The following is a 14,911-nucleotide window of genomic DNA, read 5'->3' on the forward strand; positions in this document are numbered from 1 at the left end:
GCCAGATAAGCCTCCCGATGGAGGCTTTTTTTGTGTCTAAATTCGAGAGAATAAGTCCACCAAATCGGTGTCTGCACCGACATAATGAGGAAAACCATGTCACATCTCGCAGAGCTGGTTGCCAGTGCAACGGCCGCCATTAACCAGGTCTCAGATGTTGCCGCGTTAGACAATGTCCGCGTCGAATATCTGGGCAAGAAAGGGCATTTAACCCTTCAAATGACTACCCTGCGTGAGCTGCCGCCGGAAGAACGCCCGGCAGCGGGTGCGGTGATTAACGAAGCCAAGGAGCAGGTACAGCAGGCGCTGAACGCGCGTAAAGCTGAACTCGAAAGCGCGGTGCTGAATGCGCGTCTGGCGGCGGAAACCATCGACGTTTCTCTGCCCGGTCGCCGTATTGAAAACGGGGGTCTGCACCCGGTAACCCGTACCATCGATCGCATTGAAAGTTTCTTCGGTGAGCTCGGCTTTACCGTGGCGACTGGCCCGGAAATTGAAGATGATTATCACAACTTCGATGCCCTGAACATTCCTGGCCATCATCCGGCACGCGCTGACCACGACACTTTCTGGTTCGACGCTACGCGTCTGCTGCGTACTCAGACCTCCGGCGTACAGATCCGTACCATGAAGGATCAGGAGCCGCCAATCCGTATTATCGCGCCGGGTCGCGTCTATCGTAACGACTACGATCAGACCCACACCCCAATGTTCCACCAGATGGAAGGTCTGATTGTTGATAAAAACATCAGCTTCACCAACCTGAAGGGTACGCTGCACGATTTCCTGAACAACTTCTTTGAGGAAGATCTGCAGGTTCGTTTCCGTCCGTCCTACTTCCCGTTCACCGAACCGTCTGCGGAAGTTGACGTGATGGGTAAAAACGGCAAATGGCTGGAAGTGCTGGGCTGCGGTATGGTGCATCCAAACGTGCTGCGTAACGTGGGTATCGATCCGGAAGTATACTCCGGCTTCGCATTCGGTATGGGCATGGAGCGTCTGACCATGCTGCGCTACGGCGTGACCGACTTACGTGCATTCTTCGAAAACGATCTGCGTTTCCTCAAACAGTTTAAATAAGGGCAGGACAGAACAATGAAATTCAGTGAACTGTGGTTACGCGAATGGGTGAACACGACGCTCGACAGCGAAGCACTTTCTAACCAGATCACCATGGCGGGTCTGGAAGTTGATGGCGTCGATCCTGTCTCGGGTGCTTTTACCGGCGTGGTGGTGGGTGAAGTGGTCGAGTGCGGCCAGCACCCTAACGCCGACAAACTGCGCGTGACGAAAGTGAACGTGGGCGGTGACCGTCTGCTGGATATCGTCTGCGGCGCGCCAAACTGCCGTCAGGGGCTGAAGGTGGCTGTGGCGACCGTCGGTGCAGTGCTGCCGGGCGATTTCAAAATTAAAGCGGCTAAGCTGCGCGGCGAGCCGTCTGAAGGCATGCTGTGCTCCTTCTCCGAGCTGGGTATTTCCGACGACCACAACGGCATCATTGAGCTGCCGCTGGATGCGCCAATCGGCACCGATATCCGTGAATACCTGAAGCTTGACGACAACACCATTGAAATCAGCGTCACGCCAAACCGTGCCGACTGCTTAGGTATCATCGGCGTGGCGCGTGACGTTGCCGTGCTGAACCAGACCGAACTGAACGCGCCGGAGATTGCTTCGGTTGAAGCGACCATCAGTGACGTGCTGCCAATCCAGGTTGAGGCTGCGGATGCTTGCCCGCGCTATCTGGGCCGCGTGGTGAAAGGCATTAACGTTAAGGCGCCAACGCCGCTGTGGATGAAAGAGAAGCTGCGTCGCTGCGGTATCCGCTCAATCGATGCGGTTGTTGACGTAACCAACTACGTTCTGCTGGAGCTGGGCCAGCCGATGCACGCGTTCGATAAAGATCGTATCGACGGCGGCATCGTTGTGCGCATGGCGAAAGAGGGCGAAACCCTGGTTCTGCTGGACGGCAGCGAAGCCAAACTGAACGCCGATACGCTGGTGATTGCTGACCACAGCAAAGCGCTGGCAATGGGCGGTATCTTCGGGGGTGAACACTCTGGCGTGAACGATGAAACGCAAAACGTTCTGCTGGAATGCGCGTTCTTCAGCCCACTCTCAATTACCGGCCGCGCACGCCGACACGGTCTGCATACCGATGCCTCTCACCGCTACGAGCGCGGCGTTGACCCGGCTCTGCAGTACAAAGCGATGGAACGTGCGACTCGCCTGCTGATCGACATCTGCGGCGGCGAAGCGGGTCCGGTTATCGACGTGACCAACGAAGCGACGCTGCCTAAGCGTGCCACCATTACCCTGCGCCGCAGCAAGCTGGATCGCCTGATTGGCCACCACGTTGCCGATGCACAGGTTACCGACATTCTGACCCGTCTGGGCTGTGAAGTGACCGAAGGCCTGGACGAGTGGAAAGCCGTTGCGCCATCATGGCGTTTCGACATGGAAATTGAAGAAGATCTGGTGGAAGAAGTGGCCCGCGTTTACGGCTACAACAACATCCCTGACGAGCCGGTACAGGCGGGTCTGGTGATGGGCACCCACCGTGAAGCCGACTTGTCCCTGAAGCGTGTGAAAACCATGCTCAACGACAAAGGCTATCAGGAAGTGATCACTTACAGCTTTGTTGATCCTAAGCTGCAGCAGCTGATCCACCCGGGCCAGGAGGCGCTGATCCTGCCAAGCCCGATCTCCAGCGAGATGTCCGCGATGCGTCTGTCCCTGTGGACCGGCCTGCTCGGCACTATCGTGTATAACCAGAATCGTCAGCAAAACCGCGTGCGAATTTTCGAAAGTGGATTGCGCTTTGTACCGGATACTCAGGCGAATTTAGGCATCCGTCAGGATCTCATGCTGGCGGGGGCTATCAGCGGTAATCGCTATGAAGAGCACTGGGATCTGGCAAAAGGTACGGTTGATTTCTACGATATGAAGGGCGATCTGGAAGCCATTCTCGATCTGACCGGTAAATTATCTGAAATTGAATTCCGTGCAGAAGCGAATCCAGCCCTGCATCCGGGCCAGAGCGCGGCGATTTATTTGGACGGTAAACGCGTTGGTTTCATTGGAGTTGTTCATCCGGAACTGGAGCGTAAGCTGGACCTGAATGGCCGTACCATCGTGTTCGAGCTGGAGTGGAACCCGGTTGCAGACCGCGTCATTCCTCAGGCGCAGGACGTATCACGCTTCCCGGCGAACCGCCGTGATATCGCGGTTGTCGTCGCTGAAAACGTGCCCGCAGCAGATATTTTGGCCGAATGTAAGAAAGTTGGCGTAAATCAGGTAGTTGGCGTAAACTTATTTGACGTGTACCGCGGCAAGGGCGTAGCAGAAGGTTTCAAGAGCCTCGCTATTAGCCTTATCCTTCAGGATACCAGCCGTACACTCGAAGAAGAGGAGATTGCCGCTACCGTTGCCAGATGTGTAGAGGCATTAAAAGAGCGATTCCAGGCATCATTGAGGGATTGAACCTATGGCGCTTACAAAAGCTGAAATGTCAGAATATCTGTTTGATAAGCTTGGGCTTAGCAAACGGGATGCCAAAGAGCTGGTAGAGCTGTTTTTCGAAGAGATCCGTCGTGCTCTGGAAAATGGTGAGCAGGTAAAACTCTCCGGTTTTGGCAATTTTGATTTGCGAGACAAAAACCAACGTCCGGGTCGCAACCCGAAGACGGGGGAAGATATTCCCATTACAGCCCGCCGCGTGGTGACCTTCAGACCCGGCCAGAAGTTAAAAAGCCGTGTCGAAAACGCAACGCCTAAAGCAGAGTAATATGAACTAACTAAAAAGGCCGCTATTGCGGCCTTTTTTCTTTGCGCTCTTCTGCAAACCCACCGTAAAATCAATTACATCTCACGTGACTAAAACCATACCCATGCTTGATTTTGCCCATCGCCAGCACTGTTCCGAACGACGTCGCCTGCTTCTGCTTGCGCTGCTGCTCATTGTGGCCGCTGTCGTTAGCCTGTGCGCGGGCGACAGGTGGCTGGGGCCGGAAAGCTGGTTGGGTCCGGATGGCCAGCTTTTTGTCTGGCAAATACGCCTGCCGCGCACGCTGGCGGTGATCCTGGTGGGGGCCGCGCTGGCGCTGTGCGGCACCATCATGCAGGCGCTGTTTGAAAATCCGCTGGCGGAGCCCGGGCTGCTTGGCGTGTCGAATGGGGCTGGCGTGGGGCTGATTGCGGCTGTCATGCTGGGGGGCGGGGCACTCTCAGCGTGGAGCATTAGCTTTAGCGCTATTCTCGGCGCCTTGCTGATAACCATCATTCTGCTGCGTTTTGCCAGACGGCATCTGTCGACCAGTCGGCTGCTGCTTGCCGGGGTGGCGCTGGGGATCATCTGCAGCGCGTTAATGACCTGGGCAGTCTATTTTTCAACGTCGTTCGATTTACGTCAGCTCATGTACTGGATGATGGGCGGATTCGGTGGCGTCGACTGGCGGCAGGGCTGGCTGATGGCGCTGTTGATCCCGGTCATACTGTGGACCTCTTTTCAGGCACAGCCGCTGAATATTCTCGCGCTCGGCGAAACGTCGGCTCGCCAGCTCGGCATGCCGATTAGCTTCTGGCGCAATGCGCTGGTGATTGCCATTGGCTGGATGGTGGGGGTGAGCGTGGCGCTGGCGGGGGCGATTGGCTTTATCGGGCTGGTTATCCCACATATGTTGCGTCTGTGCGGTATTACCGACCATCGGACGTTACTTCCGGCCTCGGCGGTTGCCGGGGCGGCAACGCTGCTGGTGGCTGACATCATCGCCCGACTCGCCCTGAGCGCAGCCGAACTGCCGATTGGTGTAGTGACCGCTACGCTGGGCGCGCCGGTATTTATCTGGCTACTCTTAAAAGCTGGACGTTAAATCACTACCCGTAAGACAACCTGAGGGAATGCTATGCAGACTGATATTCTGAATACCGAAGTGACCACCATTGACGGCGAGAAAACCACGCTGGAAGGCTACAAGGGCAACGTGTTGCTCATCGTCAACGTGGCATCCAAATGTGGCCTGACGCCGCAGTACGAACAGCTGGAGAACATTCAGAAAGCCTGGGGGAAAGACGGTTTCACCGTACTGGGCTTCCCGTGTAACCAATTCCTGGGTCAGGAGCCGGGCAGCGAAGAGGAGATTAAAACCTTCTGCAGCACCACCTATGGCGTGACGTTCCCGCTATTCAGCAAGATCGACGTCAACGGTGAAGATCGCCACCCGCTCTATGCGAAGCTGGTGGCCGCAGCGCCGACCGCCGTGGCGCCAGAGGGCAGCGGTTTCTATGAACGTATGGCAAGCAAAGGGCGCGCGCCGCTCTATCCTGACGATATCCTGTGGAATTTTGAAAAATTCCTGATTGGTCGCGACGGCCAGGTTGTCCAGCGTTTCTCACCGGATATGACGCCTGAAGATCCGATCGTCATGGAGTCTATCAAGCTGGCGCTGGCGAAATAATGACGTTGCTGATGCAGCTCACGGACGTCGCCGATAAGGGACGTCTGGAGCCGGTAACCGGTGCTATCAATGCCGGAGAAATCCTGCATCTTGTCGGGCCAAATGGGGCCGGTAAAAGCACGCTGCTGGCACGTATGGCGGGCTTGACCTCTGGTCCGGGCGAGATCGTGCTGCAGGGTCACGCCCTTGCCGACTGGTCACCGGTATCGCTGGCACATCGGCGTAGCTATTTAGTTCAGCAGCAGGTGCCACCGTTTGCGATGCCGGTCTGGCACTATCTGATGCTGCATCTGCATGATAAAAACAGCGCCACGCTGCTCTCGGATGTCGCGACGGGGTTAGGGTTAGACGATAAACTCACCCGTCACGCCAGCCAGCTCTCCGGTGGGGAGTGGCAGCGCGTGCGTCTGGCCGCGGTTATCCTGCAGATCCATCCGGCAGGAAATCCTCACGGACGCTTGCTGCTTCTGGACGAGCCGATGAGCGGTCTGGATGTTGCCCAGCAGGCGGCGCTGGATACCCTGCTAAGCGGGTTGTCCCGTCAGGGGATAGCCGTCGTCATGAGCAGTCATGACCTGAACCACACGCTGCGTCATGCCCACAGGGTCTGGCTGCTGTCGCGAGGCAAAATGATTGCCAGCGGCGCGCGTGACCAGGTTCTTACGCCTCCAAATCTTGCCCGCGCCTACAATATGTCGTTTCGCAGGCTGGACATAGAAGGGCATAAGATGCTGATTTCTACCGCGCAAGAGTAACCGTTTCTTGCCTGGTAGCCTACTTGCACGCTAAATTACAAAAAGAATAAAAAAGCAGAGGATTCGTCTGGACATGCGATTCTGGTTTCTCTTTGTGGCAGCGCTCTTTCTTGCGGGATGCAGTAGCCATCGTGCGCCACCCCCTAATGCCCGGCTCTCGGATTCAATCACCGTGATTGCCAGCCTGAACGACCAGTTAAGCAACTGGCGCGGCACGCCTTATCGCTACGGCGGTATGAGTCGCGGCGGCGTGGACTGTTCTGGTTTTGTGCTAATGACCTTTCGCGATAAGTTTGATTTGCAGCTTCCGCGTGAAACGCGCAAGCAAGCTGAAATAGGCACGGAAATCAACAAAGATGAGTTACTGCCTGGCGACCTGGTCTTTTTCAAAACCGGTTCGGGTGAAAGCGGTCTCCATGTTGGCATTTACGATACGGATAACCAGTTTATTCATGCTTCGACCAGCCGTGGGGTGATGCGCTCTTCGCTCGATAATGTCTACTGGCGTAAAAATTTCTGGCAGGCGAGGCGTATTTAGTCGCGCCTTGACGGCTTAACGCTGGCGGCAGGGTAACTAATAAACTATGCCGCTTTTAATCATATAAGATGATTAAAGTTAAATTTACGAAGAATTAGTTATGTCCAGATGTATCTGTTTTATCTAAAACTGGCTATTACACAGCAACCAGGATAAGATTAATTTAGATTCAGGGATAAATCTGAAAAATATTACGGAACTGATGAAATTAATCTTATTAAAATCAAGACAGTGGAATTGTGTCGTCAATTGCTCCAGGATGTCCTCTCTCATCTTTAATGCGGGGCGAGTGCAATGATTATTACGCTAGATAATGCCTACAAGTCTGAACTTTTGCTGCAGCCTGCGCGTAATAGCGCCGGGGAGCTTAAAGGTTTAGAGCTTGTGGTTAACTTTGCTGGCGTTGACACGGAAGTGAGGATCCCTACTGAACTGGTTATCCCGCGTCTTTCACCCGCAGAAGAGTTAGTGCTGTTTCAAGAGAAACTGCAATTGCTCGACACCTGTAAACTGTTCTTTATTCAGCACCAGTTAATTGCATGGATCAATATTACACCTGTAATAGTTGAGTTTTTATTAACGAATGGAAATGCTGTTTCATTACTTGAGCGCTATCCTTTTCTTGAGTTTACTGTTAATGAGAACTATCCAGGTTTAAATAATGGAAAAGATGATCTGAATCTGGCGAGAATGGCAATCCATTTTCCTTTAGTGCTGACAAACTTTGGCGCAGGTGCAGCATCTCTCAAAGCGGTTTATGACGGTTTGTTTAAGCGCGTAATACTGGACAAGGGTTTTATCCAGCAGCGGGCTGCAGCGCTTTCTTTTGAGCCCTTTATGCGCGCTATTCTCTGGCAAATCACCCCACACTGCCAGTCGGTTATGGTATCCGGGATTGACGATCACAGCCTGTTGCAGCGCGTGCTGACGTTTAATTTTGGCGCGATGCAGGGAAGTCTCTGGCCTGCCGTACCGGCAGAGCAGGTGACAACGCTCGTTCAATGATAACCCTTCTCTTCGCCCGTGTTTAAGACCCGCTAAACCCTCTACACTAAAAGCAGGAGGACCTATGACCCTGTCTTTTACTGCACACTGGCATGACGAGTTGCCTGGCTTTTATACCGCACTCAAACCTACACCGTTACACCATTCCCGTCTTATCTGGCATAACGCGCCGCTGGCTGACGAACTGGCGATCCCGCCTGACCTGTTCCAGCCTGCTGAAGGGGTTGGCGTCTGGGGCGGCGAAACGCTTTTGCCGGGCATGCATCCACTGGCTCAGGTCTACAGCGGCCACCAGTTTGGCGTCTGGGCGGGGCAACTGGGTGATGGCCGGGGGATCCTGCTCGGTGAACAGCAGCTTCCCAACGGGGAGACGGTTGACTGGCATCTGAAAGGTGCGGGTCTTACCCCCTATTCGCGAATGGGCGACGGGCGCGCGGTGCTGCGCTCAACGATCCGCGAAAGCCTGGCGTCGGAAGCCATGCATGCGCTGGGGATCCCTACCACGCGCGCGCTGTCCATTGTTACCAGCGACACGCCGGTTGCGCGTGAGACGATGGAGCAGGGGGCAATGCTGGTCCGCATCGCTGAAAGCCATCTGCGCTTTGGTCATTTTGAACACTTTTACTATCGCCGCGAGCCGGAAAAAGTCCGACAGCTTGCAGACTATGCCATTCGCCGCCACTGGCCACAGTTGCAGGGCGAAGCGGAAAAGTATGTTCTCTGGTTCCGCGATATCGTCTCCCGTACCGCCTCAATGATTGCCCGCTGGCAGACCGTCGGGTTTGCACACGGGGTCATGAATACCGATAACATGTCCCTTCTGGGACTCACCTTCGATTACGGTCCGTATGGCTTCCTTGATGATTACCAGCCGGGTTACATCTGTAACCATTCGGACTATCAGGGACGCTACAGTTTTGATAATCAGCCTGCTGTAGGGTTGTGGAATCTACAACGCCTTGCGCAAAGCCTGTCGCCTTTTATTGACGTCGATGCCCTGAACGATGCGCTCGACGGTTATCAGGAGGTTCTGCTGCGGGAGTATGGTGCGCTGATGCGCAACAAGCTGGGCCTGCTGACCCAGGAGAAGGGCGATAACGAATTACTGAACACCTTGTTTGCGCTGATGGCGCGGGAAGGGAGTGACTACACCCGCATCTTCCGGATGCTGAGCCAGACGGAGCAGAACAGCGCGGCGTCACCGCTGCGTGACGAGTTTATCGACAGGCAGGCGTTTGACGACTGGTTCACGCTCTACCGCTCGCGGCTTCAGCAGGAGCAGGTGGATGATGCAACCCGCCAGGAGAAGATGAAGGCCGCGAACCCCGCAATGGTGTTGCGCAACTGGCTGGCGCAGCGGGCGATTGAGCAGGCAGAGCAGGGACAGTACGACGAGCTACACCGCCTGCATGTGGCGTTGCGCACGCCGTTTGCCGACCGGGACGATGACTACGTCAGCCGCCCACCTGACTGGGGCAAGCGGCTGGAAGTGAGCTGCTCAAGCTAGGGAGCGAGAAATACCTGCGGCGCGGCGTGAGCCGGATGTTGACCCACGTGCAGCTGTGCGCCATACCAGTGGGCCAGCGCATCGGCCTGCAGGACGGCCTCCGGTGTGCCTCCGGCGACCAGCCTGCCGTTATGCAACAGCAGGATCCTGTCTGCCCACAGCGCCGCCAGATTGAGATCGTGCAGCACCACGCAGACGTGCAGATCCTTTTGACGGGTCAGCGATCTTAACAGCCGCAGCAGATACTGCTGATGGTAGAGATCCAGCGCGGAGGTGGGTTCATCCAGGAACAGCCAGCCGCGCGGAGCACCGTCGCACCAGAGCTGCGCCAGCGCGCGCGCAAGCTGGACACGCTGCTGTTCGCCACCGGAAAGCGCCGCAAATTGCCTTCCGGCAAGCGGTAAACATTCGGTGATCCGCATGATTTCCTGAATCACTGCCGCTTCAGGCGTGCGCGTCCACGGGGCGCGGCCCATGCCGACAACGGCCTCCACCGGCCAGTCAAATCCCAGCTGTGTGTTTTGTCGCATTACCGCCCGCTGGCGGGAAAGCGCGTCCGGACGCCATGCGCTGAGGGGTTTCCCCGCCAGAAGACAGTGCCCGCTGGCAGGCTTGAGATAACCCGTTAACAGCCGTAATAACGTCGATTTCCCGGCACCGTTCGGGCCTATTAACGCGATCAGTTCACCCTGCGACAACGACAGCGAAATGTCGTTGATTATCGTGCGTCGTCCCGCCTGAAAAACAATATTTTCAGCGCAATAGCGGTCAGCCATGTTGCCCTCCACGACGGAAGATAAGCCAGAGAAACCAGGGGGCGCCAAGAAGGCTGGTCAGTAAACCGACCGGCATTTCTGCTGGCGCGACCAGCGTTCGCGCGGCCGTATCCGCAACCAACAGCAGCGAAGCTCCGGCGAGGACCGAACCGGGGATCGCGGCCCGGTGATCCGCGCCCAGCCACATACGCATCAGATGCGGCACCACCAGCCCCACAAAGCTGATCACGCCGCTGACCGCCACTGCGGCAGCAACCAGCAGGGCGCTGCACAGCAGCAGGATTCGCTGTACGACGGCGACATCCACACCCAGGTAATGCGCTTCCTCATCACCGAGTTGCAGCACGTTGAGCGCGTTCGCCAGCCGCCAGATAACCAGAACGGTGGGCACCATCAGCGAGGTAACGGCCAGCAGTGTCGACCACTGCGCCTGACCGAGGCTGCCCATTCCCCAGAGCGAAAGCTGGCGAAGCTGCGCATCGTTACTCACCCAGGAGAGGACGCCGACCGCCGCGCCGCACAGGGCGTTTATCGCAATGCCAACCAGTAACAGACGTGACAGGGAGCTGTTACGCTGCTGGCTGAGCAGGAAGATCGCAACGGTCGCTGCCAGCGCGCCGAGAAAGGCTGCCAGCATCGGGGCGTAGAGCATCACGAGGGCAGGTAACGAGAGCGGAAGAACGACCCACAGCGCGACCGCCAGCGCCGCGCCGCTGCTGATGCCGAGCAAACCCGGATCCGCCAGGGGATTGCGAAACAGTCCTTGCATCACACACCCCGCCAGCGCCAGCGACCCGCCGATGACCAGCGCCAGCAGCACGCGAGGCAGGCGGATCGTCAGCCAGATTTGACGCAGCGCCTCGTCGCTGCCGTTCCACAGCAGGCTGACCGGCAGGCGCAACGCACCAAAGCCGGTGGCCGTGAACGTCAAAAGGGAGAGCAGGGCAGCCAGCAGCCACAGTGAAACCGTAACCCGTCGGGACATCAGGGGAGTTGCTCCGCTTTGGCGCGCAGCTGCTGGATCGCTTTCGGCGTTCGCACGCTAAAGCCCAGCAGCGCCATGTCATCAATCGCCAGCATCTGTCTGTTCCGCCCGGCTGGCGTTTGCGCCAGACCCGGCAGCGTCCACAGATTTTCTTCACCGCCCAGCGCCCGCACGCCGTCCTGCGAAATCACCACCAGGTCGGGCTGGCTGGCAATCACGCCCTCCTGCGACAGCGGCTGATAGCGGGAAAATCCCTGCATAGCGTTCTGTAAACCTGCCGCACGGATGGCGGCATCCGCGCCGGTCTGCTGCCCGGCAGCCATGGCGGTCATCCCGCCGTGGTTAAGAATAAACAGCACCCGCTTGTTCAGCGACGACCCAGACAGTGCGGCCAGCTCCGCACGCAGCGTTTTGCGCAGGATTTCTCCCTGCGCCTGCTGGTGCGTTGCTTCGGCGATCGTCCGGACTTTCTCGTCAATCACGCTCAGGGCGTTACTGGCGGGAACGGTGACAACCCTGACGTGGCTTTGCTCAACCTGCTTCAGTGCCAGAGAGGGCTGAGCCTGAGCGCTCGCCAGCACCAGCGTGGGACGCATGGACAAAATCCCCTCTGCATTAAGCTGGCGCAGATAACCCACGTCTGGCAGGTCGTTCGCCGCCTGCGGCCACTGGCTGGTGCTGTCGCGCGCGACCAGAGAAGACTGTGCGCCAAGGGCATAAACGATCTCCGTGACGTCGCCGCCGAGGGTGATAATTTTCTCCTGCGTGGCGGCAAACGCCACCAGTGGCAGGGCGCTTAGCAGGGCAAACCAGCTTTTCATGCGGCCATCCCTTTTGGCGTCAGGGCATCAATCTGGCTGCGCCACTGGCTCTGCTCCGGCTCGCCTTCGGTACGCTGGCCATACAGCTGGGCGATTTGCGTACCGTCGGCGGCAAACAGTTCCAGGCTGGTGACGTGGCCATCTGCGGTCGGCTTGCGCGTTACCCAGCTCTCCGCGACGGCGTCTTCCAGCAGATGCAGCGTAAAGGCGGGGTTAAAGATATTCAGCCAGCCTTTCATCGGTACGACTTTTTCCACCGCGCCGGTGAAGATCTGCACGCAGCCGCGGTTGCCCACGAAGACCATGATTTCGTTACCGTCCTGACGTGCCGTTTCCAGCAGTTGCCCCAGCGCGCTGTTCTCAACTTTGCAGGCGAGGTCGTCGCCCACCAGACGAAACGCCTGCTGACGGCTGAGGTTATGGCGCTTCAACAGGCTGAAGAACTGATGAACGTCGGTCATGGCGCGCCACTCTTTGTCCACACGCGCGCCATCCGCATTCTCAGCGTGAGCCGGGGCATCGGCGGCCTTCAGCTCAAGCGGCGGGTTATCGGCAAAGATAAAACGGGTCAACACGTCGCCCCAGGCAGAGACGTCGGTATTGTCCGTGGTATACACCTTCAGCAGGGCATCGCCCTGACGATCGAAAAACTGAATGCTCTGACGCTCACCGCGTGCGGTGGTTTCGCTGATGTGAAACACGCTCGCCCACTGGTTGAGGAACAGGCGCAGATCCAGCGCGTGCGGGTTCAGCACCAGCCCGGCGTGGCCGTTCAGGTGCTGGTTGGTAAAGCTCCCGACCTGCTCGTGCACGGCGTATTCGTTGCGGCAGATACACCGGGTTTCGCCCACGGCTTCCAGCGCGCCTAAAATCTCGCGGATTTCACCGTGCAGTCGCCAGGCGTCATGACCTACGCGGGCAAAGGTCAGCTCCGCTTCACTGATGTTCATTAACCCTGCGATGTCGCGCGCGTATTTACCCGGATTGTCTTCTTTTAACTCAAGCCAGCGTGTGTAGTGATTCATTGTCTCTTCCTTCTCAATATGCGTTACCACTGATAACTCACGAAAATCTTACCGTTACGACCGTCCTGCGGGATCCCCTGCGGTGACCAGTACGCTTTGTCGAAGGCGTTGCCTAGCACCAGCGTGGTGGTCACGCCTTTGAGCTGTTCCTGACCTTTATAGCTGACGTAGAAATCATTGACCGCATAGCCCGGCTGTTTACTGTAGCTGCTGCTGATATGCGTTGAGCGATCGACAAAAGTACCGATCCAGCCGACGGAAAACCCGCTTTGCGCCACCGGGATATCCAGCTTGCTGGTGACGGTGTCCGGGTTAATGCTGGAGATATACTCGCCGGTGTTGGTGTCTTTGCCGCGCGTGCGGTTGTAGGCCACGTCGAGGTTGAACAGGTCGGCGGAGTATTTCGCCATTACGTCCCATCCCCAGATTTTGGCGTCGGGGACGTTATAGGACATGGTGGTCGCCGCGGCAAAATCGACGGTGGTAGAGATGTAGTCTTTGGCTTTGGTATCGAAATAGCTGGCCTTAAACTCCAGCGCATCGTTGGCAAGCATCAGATCGTCAAAGCGCAGACCAAAACCGAACTCCTGGGTTTTGTTGGTTTCCGGGCGCAGATTCGGGTTGGGTACCCAGTAGTTAGTGTAGAAGCTGCCGATGGAGAAGTGTTTCGCATCGTTATACATCTCGCCCATGGTCGGCGCGCGGAAGGCCTGCGCATAAGAGCCGAACAGCATCAGCCAGTCGGTTGGGCTCACGGTTAGCCCGGCGCGGGATGACCACTTATCGGCATCCACATCGTCGTAACCCTCGCTGCTGCCGCGATAATTGTCGTAGCGCGTACCGCCCAGCAGGGTCACGGGCAGATCGCGCAGGGTGATCTCATCCTGCAGCCAGCCGGAGCTGAAATCGATTTTGGCATTCGGGAAGCCGGTTGTCGCACCGCCCGGGCGTTGCTCCTGACGATAGTATTCGCCGCCGTAGGTCAGGAGATGAGACGCAAAGGAGTCGCTGAACAGACGGGTGCGGTTTTCCACTTTACCGCCTTTGGTGGTCTGCTTGCGGAACTCGCCGGTGCCGTCGACGTTCTGGGCGTTAATGCGCGCTTCGGACCAGTAGACTTTTGCATCGGCGTTCAGCCAGTCGTTACCTTCCGGGGCAAGGTGGTAGCCAAGCTGCGCATCACGCTGGATGGTGGAGCGGTCGGTCATGGGGTTGCTGCTGTCGGACGCGTCGGTGGTTTGCGGGTTTTTCGGCTCCTGCGCGTCGTTGTTGTAGTAGCGCAGGGAGCCGCTCAGGGTTTGAGCCGGGTCGATTTTCCAGCTCCCTTTTGCCAGCATGTTATTAATGGATTCGTCGTTAGGCGCCGTTGCACCGTCACTCTGACGAATATCACCGCGATCCCGGCTCGACCATGCCACCAGACCGTCCAGCGTCTCGGTACGGCCGTAGGCGCTGGCACCCATTCCGATGCTGTGATCGCCCGTCGCGCCCGTACCAAACACGCGGTAGCCGCTGTTCTTGCCCGGATCGAGCAGATCGTTGGCGTCGGCGGTGTCATAGGAAATCACGCCGCCCAATGCGCCACTGCCGTACAGAAGAGCGGAAGGACCGCGCACCACTTCGATACGTTTGATCAGCGCCGGGTCGAGGAAGGTGCTGTTGAGGTGGCCGGTATCGGTTCCCTGACGTACGCCGTCGACCAGGACCAGCACGCCGCGACGGTCGTAACCGCGCAGGTTGGCGTCCTGACCATTCGTGCGGCCGGTACCGTCCAGCGTCAGACCGGGGACCTTGCGCAGCAGGTCGGCGGCAGAGCTGGCGGTCTGGTTTTCCGGGGCGGTGGCGTCAATGACGCTAACCATCATCGGCGCCTCAAAGGCGCTTCGGGCGTTGCCGGTGGCGGTTACGGTGATGTCGTCTGTAGCGGCAAACGCAGCCCCCGGCAGGGTGCTGACAATCGCCAGCGCCAGAAGTGACGGACGTAAAGACGTGGAATGCAGGTGTGGCATAGCAACTCTCCATAAGAATTGAAAAGCGCTGGCT

Annotated in this window: 14 protein-coding genes and 1 other annotated feature (1 of these 15 running past the window's edge); of the genes, 9 read left to right on the forward strand and 5 right to left on the reverse strand. The window is 57.5% G+C overall.

All coding sequences use genetic code 11. From position 1 onward, the window contains the following. Positions 1–34 (forward strand) — a sequence feature (Phe leader region) (it extends 91 nt beyond the left edge of the window). 62 nt (positions 35–96) lie between these two features. From pheS to selO, 9 genes are all read left to right on the forward strand, one after another. Beyond that, entirely contained in the window at positions 97–1,080 is a 984-nt protein-coding gene (gene pheS, locus KW829_RS09450) for a phenylalanine--tRNA ligase subunit alpha (RefSeq protein WP_218308075.1), read from the forward strand. A 15-nt stretch (positions 1,081–1,095) separates the two neighbouring features. Beyond that, the gene (pheT, locus tag KW829_RS09455) at positions 1,096–3,483 is read left to right on the forward strand and encodes a phenylalanine--tRNA ligase subunit beta (RefSeq protein ID WP_010426089.1); all 2,388 of its coding nucleotides are present in this window, start codon (positions 1,096–1,098) and stop codon (positions 3,481–3,483) included. 4 nt (positions 3,484–3,487) lie between these two features. Continuing rightward, positions 3,488–3,787 carry an integration host factor subunit alpha gene (gene ihfA / locus KW829_RS09460; protein WP_003857805.1) on the forward strand — a complete coding sequence of 100 codons (300 nt, stop codon included), beginning with the start codon at positions 3,488–3,490 and terminating at the stop codon, positions 3,785–3,787. A gap of 103 nt (positions 3,788–3,890) precedes the next feature. Next, the gene (gene btuC / locus KW829_RS09465; RefSeq protein WP_218308076.1) at positions 3,891–4,871 is read left to right on the forward strand and encodes a vitamin B12 ABC transporter permease BtuC; all 981 of its coding nucleotides are present in this window, start codon (positions 3,891–3,893) and stop codon (positions 4,869–4,871) included. A 33-nt stretch (positions 4,872–4,904) separates the two neighbouring features. Next, positions 4,905–5,456, forward strand: coding sequence for a glutathione peroxidase (locus tag KW829_RS09470; RefSeq protein WP_010426075.1), 552 nt, complete (start codon positions 4,905–4,907; stop codon positions 5,454–5,456). Next, the gene (gene btuD, locus KW829_RS09475) at positions 5,456–6,211 is read left to right on the forward strand and encodes a vitamin B12 ABC transporter ATP-binding protein BtuD (protein WP_218308077.1); all 756 of its coding nucleotides are present in this window, start codon (positions 5,456–5,458) and stop codon (positions 6,209–6,211) included. The genes KW829_RS09470 and btuD overlap by 1 nt, the downstream gene beginning before the upstream one ends. A 73-nt stretch (positions 6,212–6,284) precedes the next feature. Then, positions 6,285–6,749 (forward strand): NlpC/P60 family protein, encoded by a 465-nt coding sequence (locus tag KW829_RS09480; RefSeq protein ID WP_010426073.1) that lies wholly within the window; start codon positions 6,285–6,287, stop codon positions 6,747–6,749. A 294-nt stretch (positions 6,750–7,043) separates the two neighbouring features. Beyond that, positions 7,044–7,754, forward strand: coding sequence for an EAL domain-containing protein (locus KW829_RS09485; RefSeq protein WP_089601019.1), 711 nt, complete (start codon positions 7,044–7,046; stop codon positions 7,752–7,754). A 64-nt stretch (positions 7,755–7,818) separates the two neighbouring features. Continuing rightward, positions 7,819–9,261 carry a protein adenylyltransferase SelO gene (gene selO, locus KW829_RS09490; RefSeq protein ID WP_218308078.1) on the forward strand — a complete coding sequence of 481 codons (1,443 nt, stop codon included), beginning with the start codon at positions 7,819–7,821 and terminating at the stop codon, positions 9,259–9,261. On the opposite strand, the gene KW829_RS09495 is transcribed toward selO, so the two are convergent. The 5 genes from KW829_RS09495 to KW829_RS09515 are packed head-to-tail and all read right to left on the reverse strand — an operon-like array spanning position 9,258 to position 14,877. Beyond that, complete coding sequence (locus KW829_RS09495; RefSeq protein WP_010426070.1) at positions 9,258–10,037, reverse strand: heme ABC transporter ATP-binding protein; 780 nt, start codon at positions 10,035–10,037, stop codon at positions 9,258–9,260. The genes selO and KW829_RS09495 overlap by 4 nt on opposite strands. Next, positions 10,030–11,022, reverse strand: a complete 993-nt coding sequence (locus tag KW829_RS09500) for an iron ABC transporter permease (RefSeq protein ID WP_218308079.1) — start codon at positions 11,020–11,022, stop codon at positions 10,030–10,032. The genes KW829_RS09495 and KW829_RS09500 overlap by 8 nt, the downstream gene beginning before the upstream one ends. Continuing rightward, the gene (locus KW829_RS09505) at positions 11,022–11,843 is read right to left on the reverse strand and encodes a hemin ABC transporter substrate-binding protein (RefSeq protein WP_218308080.1); all 822 of its coding nucleotides are present in this window, start codon (positions 11,841–11,843) and stop codon (positions 11,022–11,024) included. The genes KW829_RS09500 and KW829_RS09505 overlap by 1 nt, the downstream gene beginning before the upstream one ends. Then, positions 11,840–12,868 (reverse strand): hemin-degrading factor, encoded by a 1,029-nt coding sequence (gene chuS, locus KW829_RS09510; protein WP_218308081.1) that lies wholly within the window; start codon positions 12,866–12,868, stop codon positions 11,840–11,842. Before chuS ends, KW829_RS09505 begins: the two co-directional genes overlap by 4 nt. 23 nt (positions 12,869–12,891) lie before the next feature. Further along, entirely contained in the window at positions 12,892–14,877 is a 1,986-nt protein-coding gene (locus tag KW829_RS09515; protein ID WP_218308082.1) for a TonB-dependent hemoglobin/transferrin/lactoferrin family receptor, read from the reverse strand. Positions 14,878–14,911: the final 34 nt, after the last annotated feature.

This window comes from Enterobacter sp. ENT02, assembly GCF_019219165.1.
GTDB lineage: Bacteria > Pseudomonadota > Gammaproteobacteria > Enterobacterales > Enterobacteriaceae > Enterobacter > Enterobacter mori.